Origin of the sequence: Amycolatopsis vancoresmycina, assembly GCF_000716785.1 — a bacterium.
GTDB classification, from domain to species: Bacteria; Actinomycetota; Actinomycetes; order Mycobacteriales; family Pseudonocardiaceae; genus Amycolatopsis; species Amycolatopsis vancoresmycina.
The window spans coordinates 17,219-43,213 of sequence record NZ_JNYY01000029.1; the positions used below are offsets into that span (position 1 = coordinate 17,219).

Sequence of the window (25,995 nt, forward strand, 5' to 3'; positions counted from 1 at the left end):
GTGTTCGCCGGGGCGCTCCTGGCGCTCGTCCTGACCGCGGCCCCGGTCGACCAGCCGCCCCTGCCGGCGCTGCCGCAGAGCGCCGAGGTCCAGCTCAAGGTCCAGCGCGACGGCTCGTTGTCGGTCGCCGAAGCGATCTCCGTCCCCGAGGGCATGACGATGGACCGCCGGGTCCCGCTGCGGGTCCCGGCGCCGCACCACCGCGACCGCGTCTACGGCGTCCGGGACGTCGTCCTGGAAGGCAGCGGGACGGCGAACGTCGACGAGGACACCTTCACCGTCCACCTCACCGCGGGCACCTCGATCGTCCGGTACACAGTGGACGGTGCGGTGGCCGGCGACCGCGTCACCTGGGAGCCGGCCGGCGGCTGGAGCGCCGAGCTGAAGTTCCTCCGCGCCTCCTTCGCGGCCCCGAAGATCCCGGTCGCCGTCGACTGCGTCGTCGGCGACCTGCCGTGCGGCGCCGCGCAGATCGACCACGCCGGGCTGACCCGGTTCAGCCAGCAGAACCTCGCCGCGGGCGCCCGGATGACGGCGACCGTCGAGCTGCCCGCGGGAACCGTCCCGGCCAACGAGGTCCTCGTCCCGGCGAAGACGTTCGCCGGCGCGTTCGTACTCACGGCCCCGGTCGCCTGGGCGTGGGCGGCCTTCGGCGTGCTCCTCCTGGCCGCGGCCGGCTGGGTCCTCCTTGCCCGCCGCCGTCACGTGAAGGCACCGGATGGCGGCTTCCACGGGGAAGCGACGGGGGAGTTCGCGTCGCCCGCCGGGGTGCTGCCGGGGCACGTCGGCGTCCTCCTGCGCGGCCGGGCCGGGCCGCTCGACCTGGCCGCGACCGTGCTGGACCTCGCTGTCCGCAACTACCTCTGGGTGAGCGACGGCCCGGCACTGGCGCGGCGCAACCCGCCCGACGAGCACCTGACCGCCTTCGAACGTGCGGTGTACGAGGCCGTCGTGCCGGACGAGCCGGTGACCCTCGCCGAGCTGCGGCAGCGGCACGTCGAAGTCCCCCGCGCCGAGCTGGCCGCCGAGGTCGTCCGGCGCGGCTGGTTCGCGACGGGGCGGCTCCGCCGGGCGGGGGTCCGGATCGGCTGCTACGGCGTGTTTCTCACCGTCCTGCTGGCCCTGACCGCCGGGTACGCCCAGCTCGGCGTGATCCTCGCGCTGGCCGGGGTCGCCGCCGTCGCCACGTCGGCCGCCTTGCCCGCGCGGCGGCGAGCGGGCGCCGAGGTCGCACGCCGGCTCCGCGGCGTCACCGAGATCCGGGTGAAGGACCTGGCCAAGCCGCAGCGCGAGCTGGCCTTCTCCCGCGGCCTGCCGTACGCGCTCGCTCTGGGCGAACTAGCCCCGTGGGTGGCCGCCTTCGACGCCCTCAAGACCCCGCCGCCGGTCTACTGGCACGCCGGCGACGTCACCCCTGACCAGGCCGGATCCTTCGCGACGACGCTGGCGGGGACGTTCGCCGCCGCCCACCGCGGTCACCTCAAGGACGTCGTGAGTGGTAAGGCGCGTTAGAACGCGCCTTACCACTCACGAGCCGGGACGCCGGGACGGGCGGTGGCGTCGTAGGGTGGGGCCATGGCCGATCCCGAGCTCGTCCGATACACCCTCGACAACGGTCTGAGGGTGGTTCTCGCCCCCGACGCGACCGCGCCGGTGGTCGGCGTCAGCGTGCACTACGACGTGGGTTTCCGTTCCGAGCCGGAGGGGCGCACCGGTTTCGCGCACCTCTTCGAGCACCTGATGTTCCAGGGCTCGGAGAGCCTCGAGAAACTCGCGCACTTCCGGCACGTGCAGTCCAGCGGCGGGACCTTCAACGGGTCCACCCACCCGGACTACACCGACTACTTCGAGGTGCTCCCGAGCGCCGCGCTCGAACGCGCGCTGTTCCTCGAAGCCGACCGGATGCGCGCGCCCAAGCTGACGGCGGAGAACCTGGCGAACCAGATCGACGTCGTCAAGGAGGAGATCCGGCTCAACGTGCTGAACCGGCCCTACGGCGGGTTCCCGTGGATCACCCTGCCGCCGGTGCTGTACTCGACGTTCCCCAACGCGCACAACGGCTACGGCGGCTTCGAGGACCTCGAAAGCGCCACGGTCGACGACTGCGCGGCGTTCTTCGACACCTATTACTCGCCCGCGAACGCCGTCCTCACGGTGGCGGGCGACTTCGAAGTGGACAACGCGAAGAAGCTGATCGAGGAGCACTTCGGCGACGTCCCGCACCGGCCGGCGCCGCAGCGGCCGTCGTTCGCCGAGCCGCTGCCGACCACGCAGCTGCACGGCGAGGTCGAGGACGCGCACGCCCCGCTGCCCGCGCTCGGCATCGGCTACCGGATGCCGGACCCGATCAACGACGTCGACAGCTACCTGGCCTACCTCGTGCTGGCCGGCGTGCTCACCGACGGCGACGGCTCCCGCCTGCAGCAGCGGCTGGTGCACCGCGAGCCCCTCGTCGTCGACATCGGCGCCGGCGCCGGGCTGTTCGGGCCGTTCGAGGCCCGCGACCCGGACACCTTCACCATCACCCTGATCCACCCGCACGAGGTGTCCCGCGAGCGCGTGCTGGCCGCGCTGGACGACGAGCTGGAGAAGCTCGCCGAGACGCCGCCGAGCGAGGAGGAGCTGCGCAAGGTCACCGCCCGCTGGACGGCGAGCCTGCACTCCGAGCACGACAGGCTGGTGTCGCGGACGCTGGCCCTCGGCTCGTTCGAACTGCTCTACGGCGACGCGTCGCTGGTGTACCGGCTCGCGGACCGGATGTCCGCCGTCACCGCGGAAGCCGTTTCGGCGGCGGCGAAGGCGCTGCGCCCGGACGCGCGCGCCGTGCTGGTGGTCAAGCCCGCTTCGGAAGGGAACAACGAGCAGTGACTTCAGCAACGCACCGCAGCGCGGAGGAGATCGGCCGCACCGCGCGGGGGCCGCGGCCGCTGCCGCCGCTCGGTGAGCAGCGGGCCGCCGCCGACCTGTCCCATGTGGACACCGAGCTGGGCAACGGCCTGCGCGTGCTGGCCGTGCGCAAGGCGACCGTGCCGATGGTCGAGGCCCGGCTGTGGATCCCGTTCGCGGGCGACGACGCGCTGCACCCGGCCACGGCCGAGGTGCTCGCCGAGACGATCCTGACCGGCACCGGCCGCCGCAACCGCATCGAAATCGATGCCGAGCTGGCCCTGATCGGCGGCGACATCGGCGCCGGCGTCGACCCGGAACGCCTGGTGCTCACCGGCTCCGCGCTGGCCGACAAGCTGCCGACGTTCCTCGACGTGTTCGGCGACGTCCTCACCGGGGCGACCTACGCCGACGAGGAGATCGCGCGCGAGAAGGAGCGGCTGGTCGAGCGGATCGCCGTCTCGCGCACGCAGCCGCGCACGATCGCGCGGGAGGCCCTGCAGAAGCACCGCTACGGCGACCACCCGGCGACGCGCGAGGTCCCGCGCGCCGAAGACGTCGCGGTCGTGACGCCGGAGCAGGTCCGGGCGCTGCACCAGGCGTCCGTGCTGCCGCGGGGTTCGGTCATGGTGCTGGTCGGCGACCTCGACCCGGCCGGGGTGATCGGCGAGCTGGAGAAGGTGCTCGGCGGCTGGGCGTCGGACCGCTCCGCCGTCCGGCTGCCGCCGCTGCCGGACCTGACCGGGCCGGACGTGCTGCTGGTGCCGCGCGCGGGTGCAGTGCAGTCGCAGATCCGGCTCTCGGCGCAGACCGTGCCGCGCACGGACCCGGGCTACGCGGCGCTGCAGCTGGCGAACCTGGCCTTCGGCGGGTACTTCTCGTCGCGGCTGGTGGAGAACATCCGCGAGAACAAGGGGTACACGTACTCCGCGCACTCCGGCTTCGAGTTCACCGACGGCACAGCGGTGGTCAACGTCGACGCGGACACCGCGACCGACGCGACGGCCCCCGCACTGCTGGAGACGCGGTACGAGCTGGGCCGCCTCGGCCAGGTGCCGCCGTCGGGCGACGAGCTGGAATCGGTGCGGCAGTACGCGATCGGCTCGCTGCTGACGTCGACGTCGTCGCAGGCGGGGCTGGCCGGGCAGGTGCTGGCGCTGGCCTCGACCGGGCTCGGCCTGGAGTGGCTGAACGAGCACCCGGCGCGGGTGGCGGCGGTGACGGCCGACGACGTCGCGGAAGCGGCGCTGAAGTACTTCGCGCCCAAGCGGTTCACCGGCGTGGTGGTCGGCGACGCGGCGGTGCTGGAACGCAAGCTGCACGCGCTCGGCGACGTCGTCGTGGGCGAGCCGGCCTGATGTCCGTCCCGTTCACCCTCGGTGCGCTGCCGACGCTTTCGCGGTCCACAGTGGACCGTCAGGAGGACCTGCGCACCAACCCGGCGCGGCTGGTGTCGCGGTGGCCCGACGCCCGGGTCGTCCTCCTGGACGACACCGGGCGCACCCCGGTGGTCGAAGGGGCGTCGACACTGGCGTTCCGCAAGGCGATCGACTTCGGTTCGGCACCCCCGGCCGACGCGGTGTTCCTCGGCGAGTGGCAGGACGTCGACTACTGGTCGCTGCCCGGCGGGCCATCGGGCGAGGCCGACACGGTGAAGATGGCGGGCAGCTGGGGTTTCGTGGAGGAGGTCCCCCGCGCGGACGGCGAGGTCTGGGTCGAGCTGCGCGGCTACGGAGACCTGCTGGACGACACGTCGGCCGGCCTGTTCACGACGGCGCAGGCGTTGCGCTTCTGGCGCCGCCAGGCGAAGTTCTGCACCCGCTGCGGGAGTGAGACGGAGCTGGTCCAGTTCGGCTGGGCGAGCAAGTGCACGGGCTGCGGCCGCGAGGAGTACCCGCGAACGGACCCGGCGGTGATCTGCCTGGTCCATTCCCTCGAGGGAACCAACGGCTCGCACGTGCTGCTGGCGCGCCAGCCGATCTGGCCGGCGGGGCGGTATTCGGTCTTGGCGGGGTTTGTCGAGGCGGGGGAGTCCCTGGAGGCGTGCGTGGTCCGGGAGATCCGCGAGGAGGTGGGCGCGGTGGTGTCGGACGTGCGGTACCTGGGCAGCCAGCCGTGGCCGTTCCCGCGCTCGATCATGCTGGGCTTCACGGCGCGGGCGGACAGGTCTGCGGCTTTGGTGCCGGCGGACGGCGAGATCGAAGAGGCATTGTGGGTGTCGCGGGCGGAGGTGCGCGCGGCGTTCGAGAACAGCGCGGTACGCGGGGAAGGCTCGAAGCCGACACCGATCGCAGACGGGGCGGCGGAGATCATCTTGCCGGGGAACTCGTCGATCGCCCGCGTGATGTTGAAGGCTTGGGCGGACGCGGAGGAGTAACCACCCGCCACTGAGCGCGACCACGAGACGGTCCTGGCTACCCGCCGGGGCCGTTTTCGTTGCGCTCCGCGCACGTTACCGCCAGGTGGCTCAGCGCGGCCCCAAGCGTTACCTGGCCGTTTCACCGAGCCCGTTGACGGCTGTGCCCCGGCTCACTACAGTCCCCGGAAACCGTCTGTAAAGTATCCTAATTAAGTCGGGAGACGTCGAGTGCGAGCCGGCAGTCCGCGGATGCTGCGCGAGATCAACGATCGCGCCGCCATCGAGGTCCTTCTCCGCGAAGGGCCCCTCACGCGTGCCGAACTCGAGCTCGCCATCGGACTCTCGAAGCCCGCCACCGCGCAGCTGCTCACCCGGCTCGAGCAGGACAACCTCGTCACCAAGGCCGGTGTCCGGGGTGGTGGCCGGGGACCCCGCGCCCAGCTCTGGGCGGCCAACGGCAGCCTCGCCTTCGTCGCCGCCGTCGATCTCACGCCGCACCTGGCCGACTTCGTCGTTGCCGATGTTGCCGGGGTCGTGCTCGCCGAGTACCGGACTCCGCTGCCCGTCCACGAAGGCGCCGACGTCGTCGGGACCTTCGGCGAAGCCCTCCAGCGGGTTGCCGAAGAAGCCGGGATCCGCCGGGAAGACCTGGCCCACGTCGTGATCGGCGCGCAGGGGGCGTTCGATCCGCGGACCGGCCTGCTCTCCTCCGCGCCGCACATCCCCGGCTGGCTCGGCTTCGACGTCCCGCAGAAGCTGTCCGACGAACTCGGCGTCGACGTCCTGATCGAGAACGACGTCAACCTGGTCGCCGTCGAGGAGATGACCGTCGGGCAGGCCCAGGACGTCGACGACTTCGTCATGGTGTGGCTGTCCGAAGGCGTCGGCGGCGCGGTCGTCATCGGACGGCGGCTGCTGCGTGGTGCCACCGGCGGGGGCGGTGAGATCGACTGGATGCGCGTCCCCGATCCCGCCACCAAGGACACCGGGGACGTCTGGCCCGAGGCCGGCGCCCGGTTCGGCAACCTCGTCGATTCGCCCGCCATCTGCCGCCTCGCCGCCGCCCACGGGATCCAGGCCGACACCGCCTGGGAAGCCGTGGCGAAGACCGGACCGGACCATCCCTTCCGGCACGATCTCGCCAGGAGGGTCGCCGGCGGCGTCGCCAACCTCGTCGCCGTCGCCGACCCGCAGCTCGTGCTCCTCTGCGGTGACACCAGCCGCGCCGGCGGCGTGGACTTCGCCGCGCTCGTCCAGGAGAAGCTGCACCAGCTGGTCCTGCCGCGCACGCCCGTCGGGTGCGCGTCCGTGCAGGGCAACGCCGTCCGCGCGGGCGCTCTCCAGTCCGCGCTCGCCACCACCCGTGAGGACGTCTTCGGCGTCGTCACCCCCACGCTCCTCGGGTCGCGCAGGCCCGAGGGCGACAGCACCCGTCCCCGACCGAGTAGCCCCAACCGATGAGGAGGAGGGCCATGCCCCCTACCACCCGGACCCGTCGCGGCGCCCTGCTTGTGGCCGCCGCCGCGGCGTCCGTCCTGCTGACCAGCGCCTGCTCCGGCGCTGCCGCCCCGAGCGGCGGCGGTGACGCGGCGGCCGCGCCCGGCAAGGACGACAAGCTCACGATCACCGTGTACTCCAAGTTCACCGACCGCGAGTACGGCGTGGTCACCGCGGGCCTCAACAAGCTCAAGGCGAAGTTCCCGAACATCGAGATCAAGCACGAGGGCAACCAGGACGACGACAAGCTGACGCAGTCGATCCGCGGCGGCAATCCACCCGACGTCGCGATCTCCTTCTACACCGACAACCTGGGCGCCTGGTGTTCCACCGGCAGCTTCCAGGACCTCAAGCCCTACATCGAACGCGACAAGATCGACCTGAACCAGATTCCCGAAGCGGTCCGCAACTACACCGAGTACCAGGGCAAGCGGTGCGCGATGCCGATGCTCGCCGACGTCTACGGGCTCTACTACAACAAGGACATGTTCGCGGCGAAGGGCATCACCTCGCCGCCGAAGACGACGTCGGAACTGTTCGAGGCCACCAAGAAGCTCACCGAGTTCAACCCGGACGGCTCGATCAAGGTCGCCGGGTTCCTGCCCTCGATGCCGTTCTACGCCAACCAGGCCCAGTACTGGGCGCCGAACTTCGGCGCGCCCTTCCTCGGCCCGGACGGCAAGTCCGACCTCGCCACCAACCCCGGCTGGAAGGCGATGTTCGAGTTCCAGAAGCAGCTGATCGACTTCTACGGCGGCCACGCCAAGGTCGAGCAGTTCAAGGCCGGCCTCGGTGACGAGTACTCCGCCGACCACGGCTTCCACAAGGGCAAGCTCGCGATGATCTACGACGGCGAGTTCCGCACCGCGTTCCTCAAGGACCAGGCGCCCAACGTCAACTACGGCACCGCGCCCGCGCCGGTGCTCGACAGCATGGCCGACCACTACGGCGGCGGCTTCACCACCGGCACGATCATCGCCATCCCCAAGGGCGCCAAGAACCCCGGCGCCGCGTGGGAGCTCATCAAGCAGGTCACCCTGGACACCGACACCCTGGTGGACATGGCCAACGGCCTGAAGAACGTCCCGAGCACCAAGGCGTCGCTCACCTCGCCGCGGCTGGACCTGCAGCCGCAGTTCAAGACGTTCCTCGACATCTACGACAGCGGCAAGCTGGTCGCCAACCAGACCACCCCGATCGGCGACGCGCACCTCAAGGCGGTCAACGACTTCGCCGAGAAGTGGCAGGCCGGTTCGGTGCCCGACCTGACCGCGGGCCTGCAGAAGGTCGACGCGCAGATCGACGACGAACTGAAGCAGAAGGGCGCGGGCGGATGACCTCCACCCTCGCGGAAAAGGCTTCCCCGTCCGCACCCGAAAAGGTGCGGGCGGGGGCCCGCCGGGCCAAGCGCCGCCGGACCGTCCTGTTCTTCATGGCCCCGGCGTTCATCGGGTTCCTGATCTTCTTCGGCTACCCGCTGATCGCCACGCTCTACTACTCCTTCACTCGTTACGACCTGATCAACCCGCCGCAGTTCATCGGCTTCGACAACTACGTGCGGATGTTCACCAGCGAGCCGCTGGTCGGCACGGCCGCGTATAACACGCTGTGGCTGGTGGTCGTCCTGACAGTCTGCCGCGTGGTGTTCTCCCTCGGTGTCGCCTCGGTGATCTCGCGACTCAAGTCGGGTGTCGGCCTCGTCCGGACGCTCTGCTACCTGCCGACGCTCGCCCCGCCCGCGGCGGCCACGCTCGCGTTCGTCTTCGTGTTCAACCCGGAGTTCGGCCCGGTCAACCGGTTCCTGCGGCTCGTCGGCATCGACGGCGGCCTCTGGTTCAACAGCCCGGCGATGTCGAAGCCCGCGCTGACGCTGCTGGCGCTGTGGGGCTCCGGCGAGCTGATGATCATCATCCTGGCCGCGCTGCTGGACGTCCCGACCGAGCAGTACGAAGCCGCCGAACTCGACGGCGCCGGCCCGATCCGCCGGTTCTGGCACGTCACGCTGCCGTCGATCTCGCCGGTGCTGCTGTTCGGCGTGGTCAACTCGATCATCTACGCGCTGCAGTTCTTCACGCAGGCGATCGTGGCCGCGTCCGCGTCAGCGGGCACCGCGGACGTCGCCGGGAACTCGAAGCTGATCGGCGCGCCGCAGAACTCGACGCTGACGTATCCGATCTGGCTGTACGTCCAGGGTTTCCGCTACTTCAACATGGGTTACGCGGCGGCCATGGCCGTGCTGCTGTTCATCGTGAGCTCGGCGTTCACCTGGATTCTCGTGCGGCAGCTGCGGAAGTCCCAGCACCAGGAGGAGGGCGCATGACCGCGGTGGCCGAAGCGCCGCAGAAGGCGGCGGGCGTACCGCCGAAGGTGCGGTTCAAGCGGAACTGGGACAAGCGGCTGTCGTTCGTCGCGCTGCATTCGGTCGGCATCGCCATGGGCGTGATCTTCATGCTGCCGATCCTGTTCGTCTTCCTCACCGCGGTGATGGCGAGCGACCAGGCGATGACGGCGAGCCTGTGGCCGACGGAATGGCACTTCGAGAACTTCGTCAAGGTGTTCCAGAAGGCGCCGCTGCTCGAATACTTCGGCAACAGCCTGCTGTATTCGGCGCTGGCGACGGTGGGCGCGCTGCTTTCGGCGATCCCGGCGGCGTACGCGCTGTCGAAGCTCAAGTGGCGTGGGCAGAACCTGTTCTTCATGCTGACCGTGGCGGCGATGCTGCTGCCGCCGCAGGTCACCGTCGTGCCGCTGTACGACCTGTGGGTGCGGCTGGGGCTCACCGGCACGCTGGTTCCGCTGATCGTGCCGTACTTCTTCTTCGACGCGTTCTCGATCTTCCTGCTCCGGCAGTTCTTCCTCACCATTCCGAAGGACTACCTCGAAGCGGCGAAGATCGACGGCTGCAACGAGTTCCAGGCGATGTACCGCGTGCTGATCCCGATGGCGAAGCCCGGGATCGCGGCCACCGCCATGTTCTGCTTCCTGTTCACCTGGAACGACTACTTCGGGCCGCTGCTCTACACCGGCGAGGACCAGGACCACTGGCCGCTTTCGCTGGCCATCGCGTCCTTCCGCGGCATGCACCACGTCGAGTGGAACATGACGATGGCGGCGACCGCGCTGATCATGGCGCCGGTGATCGTGCTGTTCATCTTCGCCCAGAAGTCGTTCGTCAAGGGCATCACATTCACGGGGGTCAAGGGATGAAGCTGGCAGTCGTCGGTGGCGGGTCCACCTACACGCCGGAACTGATCGACGGGATCGCCGGTCGCCGGTCCACTTTGGACGTCGACGAGATCGTGCTGGTCGACCCGGACGCCTACCGCGTGGAAGCGGTCGGCGGGTTCAGCCAGCGCCTCCTCGACCACGCCGGGCACCCCGCACGCATCAAGACCACGCAGTCGCTGGAGGAGGGTGTCGACGGCGCTTCCGCCGTGCTGATCCAGCTGCGCGTCGGCGGGCAGCGGGCACGGCGCTCGGACGAGACGTTCCCGCACGCCTGCGGCTGCGTCGGCCAGGAGACGACCGGCGCGGGCGGCCTGGCCAAGGCGCTGCGCACGGTCCCGGTGGTGCTCGACATCGCCGACCGCGTCCGCAAGATCGCCGGCGACGACACGTGGATCGTCAACTTCACCAACCCGGTCGGCATCGTCACGCGGGCGCTGCTCAACGAGGGCCACCGCGCGGTCGGGCTGTGCAACGTCGCGATCAACCTGCAGCGCCAGTTCGGGCGGCTCCTGGGCGTCGGCGCGGACGACGTCAAGCTCGTCCACACCGGACTCAACCACCTCAGCTGGGAGCGCGGCGCGCTCGTCGACGGCGTCGACCGGCTGCCGGAGCTGCTCGACAACCACCTGGACTACCTGTCCAACGAGGTCAGCGTGCCGGAGAAGTGGCTGCGGCGGATGAACGTCGTGCCGTCGTACTACCTGAAGTACTTCTACGCGCACGACGAGCAGGTCACCAAGCAGCGCACCGAACGCCCGCGCGCGGACGTCGTCTCCGACGTCGAGGAAGAGCTGCTGAAGATCTACCTCGACCCGGAGCAGAACACGAAGCCGGAGTCGCTCGAAAAGCGTGGTGGCGCGTACTACTCCGAGGCCGCCGTGCAGCTGGTGCACGCACTGACCGCGGGTGGCCCGGCCGAGGAGCACGTGGTGAACGTCCGCAACGACGGGACGTTCCCGTTCCTGCCGGACGACGCCGTCATCGAGGCTCGGTCCACTGTGGACTCGAAGGGCGCGGTGCCGATCCCGCAGCCGCCGGTGGAGCAGAACTTCGCCGGGCTCATCGCGGCGACGACGTCGTACGAGTACCTGGCGCTGGAGGCGGCGCTCAAGGGCGGCCGCGACCGCGTGGCCGACGCCTTGCTCGCGCACCCGCTGGTCGGGCAGTACTCGAAGGCCGACACCCTGGCCGATTCGCTGGTCCAGATCAACCGCGAGTACCTGCCCTGGGCCCGCGGATGAAGCCTGCAGTCATCGCGATCGACGGCGGCAACAGCAAGACCGAGGTCCTGGTGATCTCGGAAGACGGCGTGGTGCTGGGCAAGTCGAGAGGCCCCGGCGCGTCGCCGCAGAACATCGGCGTGGCGGCCTGCGTCACGGCGCTGGAAGGCCTGGTGCTGGAGGCGTACCCGGCCTTCGAGGAGAAGCCGTTCGCGGTGCACACCTCCGCGTACCTGGCCGGGCTGGACTTCCCGCGCGAGGAGGAGGCGCTGCACGCGGCCCTGTTCGCGCGCGGGTGGAGCGACACGCTGACCGTCGGCAACGACACCCTCGCGCTGCTCCGGGCGGGCAGCGCGGGGGTGGGCGTCGCGGTCGTCTGCGGCGCCGGGATCAACGGCGCCGGCGTCGGCCCGGACGGGCGCGTGCACCGCTTTCCCGCGCTGGGCAAGATCTCCGGCGACTGGGGTGGCGGCTACCGGCTCGGCGAGGAAGCCCTGTGGTGGGCCGTGCGCGCCGAGGACGGCCGCGGTCCGCGGACCGCGCTGATGCCGGCGGTGGCGGCGTACTTCGGGAAGCCGACGCTGCTGGACGTCGTGCAGGGCCTGCACTTCGAGGAGATCGACCCGGCGTCGATCCACGGCCTGTGCCCGCTGCTGTTCGAGGTGGCCGCGGGCGGCGACGAGGTCGCGCAGGACATCGTGACGCGGTTCGTCGAGGAGGTCAGCGTGTTCGCGGCGGTGATCCTCCGCACCCTGGACCTGACCGAGGACGCCCCGGAGATCGTGCTCGGCGGCGGCGTGCTGACCGGGATCGGCGCACCGGTGATCGCGGAGATCGAGCGCCGGTGCCTCAAGGTCGCGCCGCGCGCGGTGGTCCGCGTCGTCGACGTGAACCCGGTGGTGGGCGCGGCCCTGTTCGGACTCGACACGCTGGGCGCTCCCGAAGCCGCGAAGGCGGCTTTGAAGGCGGCGACCCAGCGCACCTAGACCTGGTGGCCTGCCTCGAAGCGGCGCGAGGCAGGCCACCAGACCCTTCACGGCGCCGGAACGATGGTGTCGCCGGTCTCCAGCAGCGTCTTGAGGTCGGAGAGGATCCAGGCCCAGCCGCCACCGGCGTTCTCGTTCGGCGGCGCGTCCAGCCGCTCGAAGGCCCCGCTGACCATCCCGGCGATGTTCGGGGCGCCGGTGACGTCGTGGGTGACGGTCAGCCGGGTGCCGGCGGTCTTGGACTCCTCGATCTCGTAGGTGAGCGTCGTGTAGGGCTCGTCGGCGGTGTCCTCCGGCGCCATCAGCAGCTTCCAGGTGATGACCAGCTTGCGCGGCGGGTCCACTTCGAGGACCTCGCCGTCGACGAGGTCGCCGGTCATCCCGGCGTCGATGAACGCCTGCGTCGGCCGGGTGCGGTGCTTGCCGCCGGGGCGCAGGTCGAAGTCGGCCAGCCCGGTGTAGCCGTACCTCGCCGTCCACTCGGGCTTCGTGATGGCGTCCCAGATGCGCTCCGGGGACGCCTTGATGTAGACGCGGTAGACCTGCACGGTGTCGCTCATGGTTCTTCGCCTTCCAGCTCGTTCTTGAGATCGAGGAGCGCGGTGACGTGGCGCTCGGTGTACTTGTCGATCCACCGGTCGTGGATCTGGCGGATCGGGACGGGGTTGAGGAAGTGCCGCTTCTCGCGGCCCTCCTTCCGCGCGACGACGAGCCCGGCCTCCTCCAGGAGCTTCAGGTGCTTCATGACGCCGAAGCGGGTCATCTCCACCTGGGTCTCCAGCTCGGTGAGCGTGCGGCCGTCACGCTCGAAGAGCAGGTCGAGCAGGAACCGGCGGGTCGGATCCGCCAGCGCCTTGAACACCAGGTCGTCGTCGGGCACCCGGCGAGAATAGGTGACCAAAAGGTCACATGTCAACGCACGAAGAAGGCCGTCACCCGCGGTGGGTGACGGCCATTCGTTCGTGCGGCGGTCGTGAGTGGTAAGGCGGGTTCTAACCCGCCTTACCACTCACGACCGGGGGCGGCAGGGCACGCACGGAGACCGGCCGCCGCTAGACGATCAGCGACAGCGGCAGGATCAGCGCGATCGCCACCACGGAGATCAGCGTCTCCATCACCGACCAGCTCTTCAGCGTCTGCCCGACCGAGAGTCCGAAGTACTCCTTGACCAGCCAGAACCCGGCGTCGTTGACGTGTGAGAAGAACAGCGACCCGGCACCGATGGCCAGCACCAGCAGTGCGCTGTGCGACGGGTCCATGGTCGCCGCCAGCGGGGCCACGATGCCCGCCGCGGAGACGGTCGCGACCGTGGCCGAGCCCGTCGCCAGCCGGATGGCCACCGCGACCAGCCAGCCGAGCAGCAGCGGCGAGAGGTTCGCGTCCTTGGCCAGGCCGGTGATGACGTCGCCGACCCCCGCGTCGACCAGGGTCTGCTTGAAGCCGCCGCCCGCGCCGACGATGAGGATGATCCCGGCGATCGGGCCGAGCGACTCACCGACCACAGTGGACAGCCGGGACCGGTCGAGCCCGGCCGGGCGGCCGAGCAGCACCATGCCGACCAACACCGCCGCGAGCAGCGCGATCAGCGGGTCGCCGACGAAGTCGAGGATCTTGCGGGCCTGGCTGTCCTTGGCCAGCAGGATGTCCGAGAGCGCTTTCGCCAGCATCAGCACGACCGGCAGCAGCACCGTCGTGAGCGTCGCGGCGAAGCTCGGGCGCGGCTTGTCGGTGTCGGCGCGTTCCGGGATCAGCCGCTCGGGGGCGACGGCGTCCGGGACGAGCCGGGCCGCCACGCGGGCGAACAGCGGGCCCGCGATGACCAGCGTCGGGATGCCGACGAGCAGGCCGAACGCCAGCGTGACGCCGACGTTCGCGTTGAGCGCGCCGGCCGCGGCGAGCGGGCCGGGGTGCGGCGGGACCAGCCCGTGCAGCACCGAAAGCCCGGCGACGGCCGGAATCCCCAGCAGCATCAACGGTTTCCCGGTGCGCTTGACCGCCAGCAGTACCACCGGGATGAGCATGACGAGCCCGATTTCGAAGAACATCGGCAGCCCGATCAGCGCGGCGACCAGCGCCATCGCCCACGGGAGCGCGGCGCCGCGGGCCTTGCCGAGCACGGTGTCGACGATCTGGTCGGCGCCGCCGGAGTCGGCGAGCAGCTTGCCGAGCATCGCGCCGAGGGCGATCAGGATGCCGACGGACGCGACCGTGCTGCCGACGCCGGTCGTGAAGCTCTTGAGCAGCTTGTCGACCGGCATCCCGGCGGCCAGCCCGAGCGCGAGCGAGCCCAGGACCAGCGACAGGAAGGGGTGCAGCTTCACCTTCGTGATCAGCACGACGATGATCGCGATGGCCACGACGGTCGCGATGATCAGGCGGGTCGAGTGGCCGGTCCAGCCGGCGGCGAGGACGGCGTTCACGCGTGCTCCCGGAAGGCGGTCAAGGCGGCTTCGGTGATCTCTTCCGGTGTGCCGCTGGTGTTGTCGAAAACGGCGCCGGCCTCGTCCGGCTCGAGGGGTTCGAGGTCGGCGAGCTGCGAGTCCAGCAGCGAGACGGGCATGAAGTGGCCCTTCCGGGTCTTCATCCGCTCGGCCAGCTGCGCGCGGTCGCCGTGCAGGTGGGCGAACCAGACGTCGCCGCCGCGGCGCAGCACGTCGCGGTACCGGCGCTTGAGCGCGGACGACGTCACGACGCCGCCGGTGGCCTGGTGCTCGCGGATCCAGCCGGCGATGGCGTCGAGCCAGGGGGCGCGGTCCTCGTCCGTCAGCGGCGTGCCGGCGGTCATCTTGTCGATGTTGGCCTTCGGGTGGAACGTGTCCGCTTCCGCGTAGTCGACGCCGAGCGCCTCGGCGAGCGCCGTGCCGATCGTCGTCTTCCCGGAGCCTGACACCCCCATCACCACGATGACGGTCATCCGCACCTCCCACTTCGTTGTGCCCAGGTGAGTCAAACTCAAAAGTACTACTTATTCAAGATGAAGTACTACTTAATCGAATCAGACGGCTAGGTTGATCAGGGTGAGACACGAGCAGGTACTGGATGCCCTCGGCGCGGCGATCGCGAACGGATCCCTGGTCCCGGGCACCGTGCTGCGCTCGGAAGACCTCCAGGAGCGCTTCGGCGCTTCGCGGACCGTGGCGCGCGAAGTCGTCCGCGTCCTGGAGACGATGCGGCTGACCAGCAGCAAGCGGCGCGTCGGCGTGATCGTCCGGGAGCCGGCGGAGTGGAACCACTACGACCCGCGGCTGATCCGCTGGCAGCTCGACGGCCCGGCCCGCCCGGCGGCACTGGCCACGCTGAACGAGCTCCGGTCGGCGATCGAGCCGTGCGCGGCCCGGTACGCGGCCCTGCGCGCGACCCCGGAGGAGCGCGGCCGGCTGACCGCGCTGGGGGAGCGGCTGGCGCGCACGGCACGGGCCCGCGACCTCTCGACGTTCCTCGAGTTCGACATCGCCTTCCACGACCTGCTGCTCAGCGCGTCCCGCAACCCGATGTTCGGCCAGCTGTCGGCGGTCGTCGCGGAGGTGCTCACCGGCCGGACCGGGCACGGCCTGATGCCGCCGGAGCCGCAGCCCGAAGCCATCGCGCTGCACGCCGAGGTGGCCGCGGCGGTGGCCGCCGGGGCGGCGGACCGGGCGGAGCGGGCGATGCGGGACATCGTCGTCCAGGCCCGCGACGAGATCGCCGCCCTGGTATCGGAAGGCGGTCCCCGGGGCGAGTAGCCTCCACGCGGAACTGGACTTTTCTTCCGCCGGGGGGCACGGGTGAGCGCGGCGCGCGCGATCGGACTGGTGTTGGGCGTGGCGGCCGACGGCGCCCTCGGCGACCCCCGCCGCCGCGCTCCGGTGACGGCGTTCCGCCGGCTCCCGCCCCGCTCGGGCGTCGTGGTCGCCGCCGCGGCGGTGGCCGCCGGAGCCGTGCTGGAGCGAGCCGGCCGCGGCCGCCCGCTGGTGCAGGCCTCGGCGACGGCGGTGACGACGTGGGCGGTCCTCGGCGCGGCCGGCCTGGCTCTCCACGGCACGGAACTGGCCCGCGACCTCGAGGAATGCCGCTTCGAGCCGGCGCGCTCGACACTGTCCGAACTGGACCCCCGGGTGGCGGACGGGCTCGGCGCGATCGCGCTGTCGCGAGCTTCGGTGGAGACACTGGCGGAGAACACGTCGGACGCGGTGGTGGCCCCGCTGGTGTGGGGCGCCGTGGCGGGGGTGCCGGGCCTGCTGGGCGCCCGGGCGGTGAGCCTGCTGCGCCGCGCCCGGGCGGGCCGCCGCGGCCACTGGGCGATCGACCGCCTCGACGAGCTGGTCCACCTGGTCCCCACCCGCGTGGCGGCGGCCCTGACGGTGCTGGCGGCCCCGGTGGTCGGCGGTTCGGCGGGCGGCGCGTGGCGGGCGTGGCGGCGTGACACGATCGCCCACCCGAGCCCGAACGCGGGCCGCGTCGAAGCGGCGTTCGCGGGAGCGCTGGAGATCCGGGTCGGCGGCCGGACGGTGTACCCGCACGGGGTGGCGGAGCTGCCGGTGCTGGGCGTCGGGCGCAACCCGGACGCCGGACACGTGACGCGGGCGGTCGAGCTGTCGCGCGTGGTGGGCTGGCTGGCCGGGGCGACCGCGGTGGTGCTGGCCGTCGGTTCGGGCTTCCGGCGCCGGGCCGTGTAACCCCTCCCCGTATCGACGAGCGTAGGCAACGCTTCGCCGAAACCTGGGAGGAACTCTTGCGGTACAAGCACATGGCGGCCGGGGTGGTCGCCGCGAGCCTGCTCACCCTGGTCGTCACCGGAACCGCCGACGCCAAGAGCCGGCCCTGCGGCCCCACCTACAAGCAGGACGGCTTCGGCAGCCTCGGCACGTCGTTCACGCTGAAGTCCAAGCACGACGACGACGGCCCCGGCGGGTCGTTCGTCGTGGGGGAGGAGTTCGAAATCCACACCAACGTCGCCGGCCAGATCTGGACCATCACCTTCGCCGACAACGGCAAGGTCTTCTTCACCGGCGACGACGTCTCGACGACCACCGGGATCCGGGAGCAGCACCCGACGGCCAACCAGCCGGGCGTCACCCAGCACATGACCGCGGACGCGCTGAACCACACCACCGGCGAGACCATCCACGGTTTCCTGGACGTCCTGCCCGTCCCGGGCTGCGGCGGCTGACCCGCGGCGGCAAGACGGCGGCCGGCCCTCAGCCGCGGCGGCGCAGCTGCGCCAGCGCCTCCGCGTCCAGCGGCCCGCCGCGCTCCGCCAGCCGCGCGCCGATCCGCGCACGGTCCGCCGCCGTCTTGTTGCCGCCGAACTTGAACTTCGCCCGGACGCCGGTGATGGTGAACTCGATCCCGCGGATGCCCGGCAGCAGCCGCCGGTCCGGGGCGTCCTGGCCGGCGCTCACCGGCGCACGCGCGCCGTCCGGTTCGAAGTGGCGCAGCTGCTCGTCCAGCAGTGCGGCCTTCGCCGCCGGCTCGTCGACCAGCCGGACGTCCCCTTCGAGCTGCACCGTCGCGTAGTACGACGTCGGCACGCCGTACGCCGGGTCCGCGTCCGTGTTCCAGTCCGCCCGGATGTACGTGTAGTCGCCGACCACCGCCAGCAGGGCCCGCGGGTGCTCCTCCAGCAACGGCCAGATCGGGTTCGGGCGGGCCAGGTGCGTGACGATCGTGCGGTCGCCGTCGAACGCGAAGTGCGCCGGCGTCACCACCGGCAGGTCGCGGCCCCGGCCGCCGGCGATCAGCTGGCCGAAGTCGTGCGCGGACAGCCACTCGCGCCACTCGGAATCGGCGGCCGCGTCCCACGGGTGGATCAGCATGGCCGGAGTATCACCGGACCGAGTGGCCACGCCGAAGGGCCAGTTCCGGCCTACTTCTGATGGCCACTTTCGGCGAGTTCGTCCTCGGCCAGGATTTCCGCGACGGACTTCCGCCGGGCCGGCGCGGCCTCGGACGCGTCCAGCGCCCCGCCCGGCTTCAGCTCGCGGACCGTGAAGTACAGCCAGCCCAGCAGCGCCATCGCGCCGAACGCGATCCACTGCAGCGCGTACGACAGGAACGGCCCCGAGTCGGTCTGCGGCAGCGGCAGCGCGCCGAGCACGCCGGGCTGGCCGACGTCGAGCTGGAAGTACCCCGGCCGGATGTCGATCCCGCCCGCTCGCGCCACGACCCGGGAGTCGACGACGTAGCTCTGCAGCTGCCCGCCGGTCGAGGCGTCGGCGAACGCGTCGCGGTGCTTCGGGTCGGTCTCGTCCGCGCGCACCCGGGCCGTCACGGTGACGGTCCCGGCCGGCGGCGGCGCGAACGGCAGCGCACCGGACTTGCTGTCGAGCCGCACGTAGCCGCGGTCGACCAGCACGACCGTGCCGTCGGTGGTCCGCATCGGCGTCAGCACCTCGAAGGCGCCTTCGCCCTGGACCGTCCGCAGCCGCGCGACGACCTCCTTGTCCGGCAGGTACCGGCCGGTGATCGACACGAGGTGCCATTCGGTGCGCTGACCGGGCACGCTCCCCGGCGGCAGCAGCTGCGCCAGCGGCAGCGGCGCCGCGGTGAAGGACGCCTCGAGCGCGGAGTTCTGCTGCTCGCGCTCGGTGTTGCGGCTGAACTGCCACGGCGAAAGCAGCGTGAAGCAGCAGACGGCGAAGGTGAACACCACCGCCGTCAGAGCCAGCCACCCGGGCCGGAGCAGGAACCGCAACCGCACCCCACCACGGTAGCCCGGCCCGTCCCGGGCCGCGTCCGCTACCTCTGCGAACGCACCCAGTCCAGCAGACCGGGCACCGCGCGCTCGACCATGCCGAGGACGTCTTCGAAGCCGTCGTCACCGCCGTAGTACGGGTCCGGGACCTCGGCACCCTCGGGCGCCGACGGGTCGAACGACCGCAGGAGCCGCACCTTCGCCGGGTCCTCGACCCGCGACCGCAGGAAGGTGAGGTGGCCCGCGTCCGCGGCGAGCAGCAGGTCGGCGTCGAGGTCCTCGCCGGACACCTCGGACGCGACGTGCGAGGTGGGGTAGCCGTGCGCCTTCAGGGTCGCGCGAGCGCGCTTGTCGGCGGGCTCCCCGGCGTGCCACGGACCGGTCCCGGCGCTGGTCACGCGGACGGCGTCGCCGAGGCCGGCCTCCTCGAGCCGCGCACGGAAGACCAGCTCGGCCATCGGGGAGCGGCAGATGTTGCCGGAGCAGACGAAGACGATGTGCGTCACATCCCGAGCGTAACCACCGGGTTCACCCAGCCACCCGCGAGGACATGCCCCTCCAATCACGGGTGATGCCTTTCCAGACACGGGTGATGCCCATCCAGTCACGCGTGATGCCCCTTGGCGCTCGCCGCCGAGCCCGTGCGTAACCACCGGGTTCACCCGGTCACCCGCCCGCACGGCGGTATCCGCGGCCCGCGCCGCCCGCTTAGCGTCGATCGGGCGAGGACGCGAACCGGAAGGAGAGCGATCATGCACGGGTGCTGCTCGAAGTGCACGGGCCAGGGCTGCGGCTGCTGCGGCAACTGCAACTGACCGGCCCCGGCGCCCGCGGCGGCCGTCGCCGCCGGGGCGCCTCCGGCCCGCGGGGAACCCCGCCGCGGCCGACCCGCCACCACCGGGTCGCGAACGCAGGGGCCTGGGTGATGCATGCCAAAATCACCGGATGGCCGCCCTTTCCGAAGTCATTTCCGTGCTCGAGCGGGCCTACCCGCCCGCGCTCGCCGAGTCGTGGGACGCCGTCGGCCTCGTCTGCGGCGACCCCGCCGAACCCGTCAGCCGGGTGCTGTTCTGCGTCGACCCGGTCACCGAGACCATCGACGAAGCCGTCGAGACCGGGGCGCAGCTGATCGTCGCCCACCACCCGCTGCTGCTGCGCGGCGTGCACGGCGTGCCCGCCGACACCGCCAAGGGCGCGCTCGTGCACCGGATGATCCGCGCGGGCATCGCCCTCTACTGCGCGCACACCAACGCCGACTCCGCCGACCCCGGCGTCTCCGACGCGCTCGCCGCGGCCATCGGCCTGCGGGTGACCGGCCCCCTGGAACCGAACGCCGACGGCGTCACCGGCATCGGCCGCCTCGGCGAACTGCCCGCGCCGGAGCCGTTCGCGGCGTTCGTCCAGCGCGTCGCCGACGCCCTGCCCGCGACCGTGCCCGGGGTCCTCGGCGCGGGCGACCCGGACCGCCCGATCCGCACGGTCGCCGTCTCCGGCGGCGCCGGCGACTCCTACCTGAAGCAGGCCACCGCCGCTCGGGTCGACGCCTTCGTCACCGCCGACCTGCGGCATCACCCCGCCGGCGAGCACCTGGCGAACCCGGGTGCGGTGCCCGCGCTGGTCGGGCTGACCCACTGGGCCAGCGAGTGGCCGTGGTGCGGGCAAGCCTCGGCGCTCGTGGCGCAGGCGTTTGCGGGTAGCGTTGACGCTCGCGTCTCCACGCGGTGCACCGACCCGTGGAACGTCCGCGCCGAGCGCACATCTAGCTAAGAGGAGCACCGTGAAGGCCGAACCCGCCGTGCAGCGCCAGTTGCTCGAGCTCGCCAAGGTGGACGCCGAGCTCTCGCGCACCGCGCACCGCCGCCGCACCCTGCCCGAGCTGGCCGAGATCGACGCGGGGGAGAAGACCGCCCGCGAGCGCCGCGACGCGCTCGTCTCGGTGGAGACCGCCGCCTCCGACCTCGACCGGGAGATCGCCCGGCAGGAGAAGGAGATCGAGTCGGTGCGTGCCCGCGAGGACCGCGACCGCAAGCTGCTGGCCTCCGGCTCGGTCAACGCCAAGCAGATGACCGACATCGAGCACGAGCTGCAGTCGCTGGAACGACGGCAGGGCGCGCTCGAGGACGACCTGCTGGAGCTGATGGAGCAGCGCGAGGCCCTCGGCCTGGACGCGCAGCGCACCGGCGCCGAGGTCGACAAGGCCGAGGCCGAGGTCGCCGCCGCGATCGCCCGCCGCGACGAGACGTTCAAGGACCTCGACACGACCCGCGCCCGCCGCGCCGAGGACCGCGAGAAGCTGGTGCCGCGCTTCCCGGAACCGCTGCTCAAGCTGTACGAGCGGGTCCGCGAGCACAAGGGCATCGGCGCCGCGCTGCTGCGGGCCCGCCGGTGCGGCGCCTGCCAGCTGGAGCTCGACCGCAACACCGTCAGCGAGATCAAGGCCGCGCCGGAGGACGAAGTCATCCAGTGCGAGAACTGCGGCGCGATCCTGGTCCGGACCCTGGAGTCGGGTCTGTGACCTCGCACGGTGCCTTCGGGGGTGCAACCCCCGCGCCCCGCCCGAGGGGCTCCGCCCCCACGGACCCCCCGAAGCATGTGGTCGTCGAAGCCGACGGCGGCTCACGGGGCAACCCCGGTCCCGCCGGTTACGGCGCCGTGATCCGCGACAGCGACGGCCAGGTCCTCGCCGAGCGCAAGGAAAGCCTCGGCGTCGTCACCAACAACGTGGCCGAGTACCGCGGGCTGATCGCCGGGCTGGCCGCCGCCGCCGAGCTCGGAGCGTCCACTGTGGACGTCCGGATGGACTCGAAGCTCGTGGTGGAGCAGATGTCCGGGCGCTGGAAGATCAAGCACCCGGACATGCAGCCGCTCGCCGAGCAGGCCAAGGAGCTGGCCGCCGGCTTCTCCCGGGTCAGGTACGAGTGGATCCCGCGCGCGCAGAACTCCCACGCCGACCGCCTGGCCAACGAGGCCATGGACGCGGCCACCGGCAAGCCCGCCGCCGGCCGGCCCGCCACCGCCGGTCGCGCCTCCCGGACCGCCCGGCAGCCGGTCCCCGTCGAGCCCGCCTCCGCCACCCGGGACACTGCCGCCCCGGAGCCCACCCTGCCGAAGCTGCCGACCCGCAAGCCCGACCGCGCGGCCGTCGCCTGGACCGGCGCGAAAGGCACCCCGACCCGGCTGCTCCTGGTCCGCCACGGCCAGACGGAGATGTCGGCGCTGCGCCGCTACTCCGGCCGCGGCGACGTCCCGCTCACCGAGCTGGGCCGGACGCAGGCCGCGGCGGCGGCGAAGCGGCTGGCCGCGATGGACGGCCTGGTCGTCGACGGCGAGGCCGTGCCGATCGTGTCCTCGCCGCTCACCCGCACGAAGCAGACCGCGCAGGCGATCGCCGACGCGCTCGGCGGCCGCGTCGAGACCCACCCCGGCCTGATCGAGACCGACTTCGGCGAGTGGGAGGGCCTGACGTTCGCCGAAGCGGCCGACCGCGACCCCGACCTGCACCGGTCGTGGCTGGGCGACAGCTCGGTGCCGCCGCCCGGCGGCGAGAGCTTCGACGTCGTCCACCGGCGCGTCCGCAAGGTCCGCGACGAGCTCATCGCGGAACACGGCGGCAAGACGTTGGTGCTGGTCAGCCACGTGACGCCGATCAAGACGCTGCTCCGGATGGGCCTTGACGCCGGACCCCAGCTGCTGTTCCGGCTGCACCTCGATCTGGCGTCGTTGTCGATCGTCGAGTTCTACCCGGACGGGAATGCTTCGGTCCGCCTCGTCAACGACACCTCGCACCTCGTCTGACCGGGGAAAATGTGGGGTGGATCACGCTCAACACCGACGCGTGGCCGACCCCGGATGGGGTATTGGCTACAGTGTCTCGACCGCGTCGCCGCGGTGGCGGATCCGCCGACGGATCCACTCAGGGGGCGCCGGCTCGCGCGTATCCCACCGGCAGAAGCCTGCGGGCGGAACAGTGACGAGGACATGACGGCTAGCGCACTCACCGAGACCTCCCCGAGCGACGTCCCCGAGGACCCGGCCACCACCACGGCCACCCGCGGCTGGGGCGCGCGCCTGGCGCCGGTGCTGGCCGTGCTCGCCGGCGTCGCCGCGGTCGCCGTCCACGCCACCCGCTACGGCCACTGGATCGTCGACGACGCCGCCATCACCTTCTCCTACGCCCGCAGCTTCGCCGACGGCCTCGGCCCGGTGCTGCAGCCGGGCGCCCCGCCGGTCGAGGGCTTCTCCGACCCGACGTGGATGGTGCTGCTCGGCCTCGGCAAGGTCGTCGGCCTCTTCGACCACGGCGCGCTCTTCGGCATCCCGGACTACGTGCTGTTCCCGAAGGCGCTGGGCCTGCTGTTCACCGGCGGCGTCCTGACCGCCTGCTACATCGCCGCGAAGCAGATCTTCACGCGCTTCGCCTGGCTGGTGACGCTGATCGCCGGCCTGACGCTGGCGACGATCCCGTCGTACGTCATCTGGGTCGTGTCCGGCCTGGAGAACTCGCTGTTCGCGTTCGCCGTGGTCACCCTCGGCGTGACGCTGTTCGTCGCGGTTCGCAACGACCGGCTGCTGACGCCGAAGGTCGCGCTCTGGGCCGGGGTCATGGTCGCCTTCGCCGCGCTGACCCGGCCGGAAGGGCTGATCTACGCGGGTGCGTACCCGCTGGCGGCGCTGTTCCTGCTGCGCTCGGGGCTGTTCTGGAAGAGCTTCCGGCTGGCGCTGCTGTCGGTCGCGGCGTTCGCGGTGCCGTTCGGCGCGTACGTCGTCTGGCGGCACGCGGAGTTCGGCCGGCTCCTGGCGAACCCGTCGGTGGCGAAGCAGCAGGGCCTGCCCGGGTTCGACGCCGTCAAGCGGCCGTTCGAGCTCGTCGGCTACGCGGGCTGGGCGGGCGTGATCGTACTCGCGCTGGTGATCGTGTTCGCGCTGGTCAAGGCGCCCTGGCGGCGTTCGCTGGTCGCGCTGCTGGTGCCGCTGGTGCTGGGGATCGTCGCGTACGGCGTGATGGTCGCCGACTGGATGTACCAGCACCGGTTCGCCAGCCCGATCTGGCCGCTCGCGGTCATCGCCGGCACGCTCTCGGCCGGTGAGCTGCTGCGGCACCGGCAGGCGCTGCTGCGCGTCGGCGTGGTCGTGGTGCTGGTGGGCGCGTTCGTCCCGTCGGCGGTCGGGTTCGCGGCCGCGGCGGACAAGTTCGCGAAGAACCCGAACATCACGGCGTGCCTGGTGGCCGACCGCTTCGGCCGCGGCTTCAACACCTACGCCGACATCCTCGGCCTGCAGAAGGCGTCGCTGCTGCTGCCGGACCTCGGCGGCTCGTCGATGACCAGCCGGCTCGAACTGGTCGACATGGCCGGGCTGGTCAACAAGCCGATCGCCGACCTGGTCCACGACAACGACCTGCAGGGCCTGCGCGACTACGTGTTCGACACGGTCAAGCCGACGTTCATCCACTCGTGGGGCCCCTGGGCGGCGGGCAACGGCATCGCCCTCGACCCGCGCCTGGACCGCGACTACGTGCTGATCTACAGCTCCCCGATCGAGGGCCTCCGCAACGGCGACTGGGTCCGCCGCGACGCGGCAACGGACCCGGCGAAGCTCAAGGCAGCCCAGGACTACGCGGCGAAGACGATCCCGGCGGTGGCCGCGGACCGCTTCGGCGGCCCGCTCGACGACTGCGGCGCGACGATGAAGCCGGGCCAGACGATCACCATGCCCAGCTGACCCCGAGTCCCGCCCCCGATCACGCGAGCCCCGGCTCGGATCACGCCAGTTCCGCGCGTGATGCCCCTCGAAACACGCGTGATGCCCGTCTGATCACGCGTGCTGCCCGGTTCACGAGGCCAGGCCGAGGCCCAGCCAGAGCGCGACGGTGGCCGCGGCCAGGCACAGCGGGGTCGTGATCGCGCCCAGCGCGTGGAAGGTCCTGGCCGAAGGGGCCTTCGGGAGCGTCCGGCGCCAGAGCAGCGTCGCCAGCGAGCCGAGGTAGGTCGCGTTCGGGCCGATGTTCACCCCCAGGAGCACCGCCAGCAGCACGCCCGGCGCCGGGTGCGGGCCCAGCACGGACAGCAGGATCAGCGTGGCCGGCAGGTTGTTGACCAGGTTGGCCAGCAGCGCGGCCACGCCGGCCGCCACCAGGAGGTCGAGCAGGCCGGTCGACGACGGCAGGACGGCATGCAGCAAGCCGCCGAGGACGTGCTCCGACACGGCCTCCACCACCACCGCCAGCCCCAGCACGAACAGGCACAGCTGCGGCGCCGCCTCGCTGACCAGCTGCCACGGCCGGATCTTGCCCTGCGCGAGCGCCCGCACGCCGAGGATCAGCGCGGCCAGCGCGGCGATCCACACCGGCTCGACGTGCCCGAGCTGCCCGACGGCGAACCCGGCGAGCGTCAGGCCGAGGACGACCAGGGCGAACGTCGGCGTCTCGAGGTGCTGCCGCGGTTCGGGTGTTTCGCGCGGCCGCAGGTCGATCTTGAAGAACCACAGGAACACCAGCAGCTCGATGCCGATCGTGACGAGCCACGGCAGGGCCATCAGCGCGGTGAACCCGGCGAAGGTCAGCCCGGACGCGGCGAAGGCCAGCAGGTTCGTCAGGTTGGAGACGGGCAGCAGCGTCGACGCCGAGTTGGCCAGGTGCGCGCAGGCGTAGACGTGCGGCCGGGCGGGCAGGTCCAGGCTGGTCGCCGTGGCGAGGACGACCGGTGTGAGCAGCACGACGGTGGCGTCGAGGCTGAGGATCGCGGTGACCCCGGCCGCCGCGGCGAAGGTCAGCACGAGCAACCGCCGCGGCCGGCCGTGGCACGCCTCGGCGAGCCGGTTGCCGAGCCAGGTGAAGACCCCGTCCACACTGGCCAAAAAGGACAAAAGGAGAATGGCGGCGAGAAAGCCCAGCGTGGGCAGGATTTCGACGGCCCGGCGCCCGGCCGCGGCGGGTTCGACGAGCCCGAGGAGAAGAACGACCCCGGCGGCGGGCACGGCGGCCACGGCCTCGGGCCACCCCCGCGGCCGGACGACGGCGAAGACCAGCACCGCGGCGAGGAGTAGAAGGCTTCCCGCACCTGCCCAGAAGTTCACCGGCTCACGCTAATCGACGCCGGTGCTCAGACCCCCAGCGGCTCGGGCGTGGCCCACCCGCGATCTGCGCCG

Annotated in this window: 25 protein-coding genes; 17 read left to right on the plus strand and 8 right to left on the minus strand. The window is 71.7% G+C overall.

Going from position 1 to position 25,995, the window contains the following annotated elements:
- The 10 genes from OO60_RS40810 to OO60_RS40855 all read left to right on the plus strand — a co-directional run bounded on the left by OO60_RS40810 (position 1) and on the right by OO60_RS40855 (position 12,176).
- The gene (locus tag OO60_RS40810; RefSeq protein WP_051767961.1) at positions 1-1,512 is read left to right on the plus strand and encodes a DUF2207 family protein; all 1,512 of its coding nucleotides are present in this window, start codon (positions 1-3) and stop codon (positions 1,510-1,512) included.
- Positions 1,513-1,575: 63 nt separating this feature from the next.
- On the plus strand, positions 1,576-2,868 hold the full coding sequence (locus OO60_RS40815; protein WP_003092504.1) for a M16 family metallopeptidase: 1,293 nt from the start codon (positions 1,576-1,578) through the stop codon (positions 2,866-2,868).
- Positions 2,865-4,244 (plus strand): M16 family metallopeptidase, encoded by a 1,380-nt coding sequence (locus tag OO60_RS40820; RefSeq protein ID WP_003092506.1) that lies wholly within the window; start codon positions 2,865-2,867, stop codon positions 4,242-4,244. The genes OO60_RS40815 and OO60_RS40820 overlap by 4 nt, the downstream gene beginning before the upstream one ends.
- Complete coding sequence (nudC, locus tag OO60_RS40825; RefSeq protein ID WP_003092508.1) at positions 4,244-5,263, plus strand: NAD(+) diphosphatase; 1,020 nt, start codon at positions 4,244-4,246, stop codon at positions 5,261-5,263. The genes OO60_RS40820 and nudC overlap by 1 nt, the downstream gene beginning before the upstream one ends.
- A 231-nt stretch (positions 5,264-5,494) precedes the next feature.
- Complete coding sequence (locus OO60_RS40830) at positions 5,495-6,706, plus strand: ROK family transcriptional regulator (RefSeq protein WP_003092513.1); 1,212 nt, start codon at positions 5,495-5,497, stop codon at positions 6,704-6,706.
- Positions 6,707-6,717: 11 nt separating this feature from the next.
- On the plus strand, positions 6,718-8,079 hold the full coding sequence (locus tag OO60_RS40835; RefSeq protein ID WP_033263379.1) for an extracellular solute-binding protein: 1,362 nt from the start codon (positions 6,718-6,720) through the stop codon (positions 8,077-8,079).
- Positions 8,076-9,062: a carbohydrate ABC transporter permease gene (locus OO60_RS40840; protein WP_003092518.1), complete on the plus strand. Its 987-nt coding sequence runs from the start codon at positions 8,076-8,078 to the stop codon at positions 9,060-9,062. The genes OO60_RS40835 and OO60_RS40840 overlap by 4 nt, the downstream gene beginning before the upstream one ends.
- Positions 9,059-9,949, plus strand: a complete 891-nt coding sequence (locus OO60_RS40845; RefSeq protein WP_003092521.1) for a carbohydrate ABC transporter permease — start codon at positions 9,059-9,061, stop codon at positions 9,947-9,949. Before OO60_RS40840 ends, OO60_RS40845 begins: the two co-directional genes overlap by 4 nt.
- Complete coding sequence (locus OO60_RS40850; protein ID WP_003092524.1) at positions 9,946-11,211, plus strand: 6-phospho-beta-glucosidase; 1,266 nt, start codon at positions 9,946-9,948, stop codon at positions 11,209-11,211. The genes OO60_RS40845 and OO60_RS40850 overlap by 4 nt, the downstream gene beginning before the upstream one ends.
- Positions 11,208-12,176 (plus strand): N-acetylglucosamine kinase, encoded by a 969-nt coding sequence (locus tag OO60_RS40855; RefSeq protein WP_003092526.1) that lies wholly within the window; start codon positions 11,208-11,210, stop codon positions 12,174-12,176. The genes OO60_RS40850 and OO60_RS40855 overlap by 4 nt, the downstream gene beginning before the upstream one ends.
- Before the next feature lie 47 nt (positions 12,177-12,223).
- Here the strand turns inward: OO60_RS40855 and OO60_RS40860 are convergent, their stop codons facing one another.
- The 4 genes from OO60_RS40860 to OO60_RS40875 form a co-directional block, all read right to left on the minus strand.
- Positions 12,224-12,736, minus strand: coding sequence for an SRPBCC domain-containing protein (locus OO60_RS40860; RefSeq protein WP_003092529.1), 513 nt, complete (start codon positions 12,734-12,736; stop codon positions 12,224-12,226).
- A complete protein-coding gene (locus tag OO60_RS40865; RefSeq protein ID WP_003092533.1) occupies positions 12,733-13,056 on the minus strand; it encodes an ArsR/SmtB family transcription factor in 324 nt (107 codons plus the stop codon). Before OO60_RS40865 ends, OO60_RS40860 begins: the two co-directional genes overlap by 4 nt.
- Before the next feature lie 172 nt (positions 13,057-13,228).
- The gene (locus OO60_RS40870; protein WP_003092536.1) at positions 13,229-14,596 is read right to left on the minus strand and encodes a GntT/GntP/DsdX family permease; all 1,368 of its coding nucleotides are present in this window, start codon (positions 14,594-14,596) and stop codon (positions 13,229-13,231) included.
- On the minus strand, positions 14,593-15,090 hold the full coding sequence (locus OO60_RS40875) for a gluconokinase (protein ID WP_033263403.1): 498 nt from the start codon (positions 15,088-15,090) through the stop codon (positions 14,593-14,595). Before OO60_RS40875 ends, OO60_RS40870 begins: the two co-directional genes overlap by 4 nt.
- A gap of 103 nt (positions 15,091-15,193) precedes the next feature.
- Between OO60_RS40875 and OO60_RS40880 the strand changes: the two genes are divergently transcribed.
- Genes OO60_RS40880 through OO60_RS40890 form a run of 3 tightly spaced genes read left to right on the plus strand, consistent with a single transcriptional unit; the run spans position 15,194 to position 17,325 of the window.
- Entirely contained in the window at positions 15,194-15,898 is a 705-nt protein-coding gene (locus tag OO60_RS40880; protein ID WP_003092542.1) for a FadR/GntR family transcriptional regulator, read from the plus strand.
- Between the two features lie 42 nt (positions 15,899-15,940).
- Positions 15,941-16,831 carry a cobalamin biosynthesis protein CobD/CbiB gene (locus OO60_RS40885; protein ID WP_033263380.1) on the plus strand — a complete coding sequence of 297 codons (891 nt, stop codon included), beginning with the start codon at positions 15,941-15,943 and terminating at the stop codon, positions 16,829-16,831.
- A 56-nt stretch (positions 16,832-16,887) separates the two neighbouring features.
- Positions 16,888-17,325, plus strand: coding sequence for a hypothetical protein (locus tag OO60_RS40890; RefSeq protein ID WP_033263381.1), 438 nt, complete (start codon positions 16,888-16,890; stop codon positions 17,323-17,325).
- A 28-nt stretch (positions 17,326-17,353) separates the two neighbouring features.
- Here OO60_RS40890 and OO60_RS40895 read toward each other — a convergent pair whose 3' ends face one another.
- From OO60_RS40895 to OO60_RS40905, 3 genes are read right to left on the minus strand one after another with little or no spacing between them, the layout of a single operon-like run.
- Positions 17,354-17,971: an FMN-binding negative transcriptional regulator gene (locus OO60_RS40895; protein ID WP_004559912.1), complete on the minus strand. Its 618-nt coding sequence runs from the start codon at positions 17,969-17,971 to the stop codon at positions 17,354-17,356.
- A gap of 50 nt (positions 17,972-18,021) precedes the next feature.
- On the minus strand, positions 18,022-18,855 hold the full coding sequence (locus OO60_RS40900) for an SURF1 family cytochrome oxidase biogenesis protein (RefSeq protein WP_004559913.1): 834 nt from the start codon (positions 18,853-18,855) through the stop codon (positions 18,022-18,024).
- 38 nt (positions 18,856-18,893) lie between these two features.
- On the minus strand, positions 18,894-19,355 hold the full coding sequence (locus OO60_RS40905) for a low molecular weight protein-tyrosine-phosphatase (protein ID WP_004559914.1): 462 nt from the start codon (positions 19,353-19,355) through the stop codon (positions 18,894-18,896).
- Between the two features lie 439 nt (positions 19,356-19,794).
- Here OO60_RS40905 and OO60_RS40910 point away from each other — a divergent pair, with 439 nt between their 5' ends.
- The 4 genes from OO60_RS40910 (at position 19,795) to OO60_RS40925 (ending at position 24,570) form a co-directional block, all read left to right on the plus strand.
- Positions 19,795-20,616: a Nif3-like dinuclear metal center hexameric protein gene (locus OO60_RS40910; protein ID WP_033263382.1), complete on the plus strand. Its 822-nt coding sequence runs from the start codon at positions 19,795-19,797 to the stop codon at positions 20,614-20,616.
- A 10-nt stretch (positions 20,617-20,626) separates the two neighbouring features.
- The gene (locus OO60_RS40915) at positions 20,627-21,364 is read left to right on the plus strand and encodes a zinc ribbon domain-containing protein (protein ID WP_033263383.1); all 738 of its coding nucleotides are present in this window, start codon (positions 20,627-20,629) and stop codon (positions 21,362-21,364) included.
- Positions 21,365-21,441: 77 nt separating this feature from the next.
- Entirely contained in the window at positions 21,442-22,644 is a 1,203-nt protein-coding gene (locus OO60_RS40920) for a bifunctional RNase H/acid phosphatase (RefSeq protein WP_033263384.1), read from the plus strand.
- Between the two features lie 183 nt (positions 22,645-22,827).
- Positions 22,828-24,570: a hypothetical protein gene (locus OO60_RS40925; protein WP_033263385.1), complete on the plus strand. Its 1,743-nt coding sequence runs from the start codon at positions 22,828-22,830 to the stop codon at positions 24,568-24,570.
- A gap of 111 nt (positions 24,571-24,681) precedes the next feature.
- Here the strand turns inward: OO60_RS40925 and OO60_RS40930 are convergent, their stop codons facing one another.
- Complete coding sequence (locus OO60_RS40930) at positions 24,682-25,923, minus strand: SLC13 family permease (protein WP_033263386.1); 1,242 nt, start codon at positions 25,921-25,923, stop codon at positions 24,682-24,684.
- Positions 25,924-25,995 lie beyond the last annotated feature (72 nt).